The following is a 982-nucleotide window of genomic DNA, read 5'->3' on the forward strand; positions in this document are numbered from 1 at the left end:
GCCCGTTCGCTCGTCGAGTAGCTGCTGGGCGATCGTGTTTCGCAGCACTTCGCTGGTGCCCTCGTAGATCTCCGAGAGCTTCGCGTCGCGGTAGAAGCGCTCGGCGGGGAAGTCCTTGGTGTAGCCGTAGCCGCCGTGGATCTGGATCCCCTCGTTGGCGACCTCGCGGGCGATCTCGGAGGCGTACAGCTTCGCCTGCGCGGCCTCCTTGATGAAGTCCTCGTCGCGCATCTTCAGGTCGGCCGCCTCGTGCATCAACAGTTCCGCGGCGCGCGCCTTCGTGTCCATGTCCGCGAGCTTGTGCTGGATCGCCTGGAAGTCGGAGATGGGGCGGTCGAACTGCTCGCGCTGCTGGGCGTACGACGTCGCCTCGTCGAGCGCGGCGCGCGCGATACCGACGGAGCGCGCCGCGATGGTGATCCGGCCGCCGTTGAGCGTCTTCAGCGCGTGGACGAACCCGTCGCCCTCCTCGCCGAGCAGCCGGTCTTCGGGGATCCACATGTCGTCGAACCGCAGCTCGGCGGTCGGACACCCCTTGTCGCCGAGCTTGTCTTCGGTGCCCTCGACGACGAACCCGTCGTCTTCCGCGGGCCGCACGACGAACGACGAGATGCCCTTCCGGCCCGCGTCGGGGTCGGTCTTGGCGAACAGCGTGACGGTGTCCGCGACGGAACCGTTCGAGATCCAGAGTTTCCCGCCGTTGACGACGTAGCCGTCGCCGTCGCGCTCGGCCGTGGTCGACATGGCGGGCACGTCCGAGCCGGCCTCGGCCTCCGAGAGTGCGAAGGCCCCGATCTCCTCCCCGGTGTTCAGGGCCGTGAGGTACTCCTGCTTCTGGGCCTCGTCGCCGAACTCGTACAGCATGTTGCCGGCCAGCGACGTGTGGGCCGCGACGACGGTCCCGAGCCCGCCCGAGCCGCGCGAGATCCCTTCGAGCCCGATCGCGTAGCCGTGGCAGTCGCGGCCCGCGCCCCCCCACCCC

General features: G+C 69.3%; 1 protein-coding gene. It reads right to left on the reverse strand.

The window, feature by feature from the left end:
- A partial coding sequence (locus tag B9G38_RS15770) for an acyl-CoA dehydrogenase family protein (protein WP_233127244.1) occupies positions 1-982 on the reverse strand: 982 nt, incomplete at both ends.

The sequence above is a fragment of the Halorubrum sp. SD612 genome, assembly GCF_002135005.1.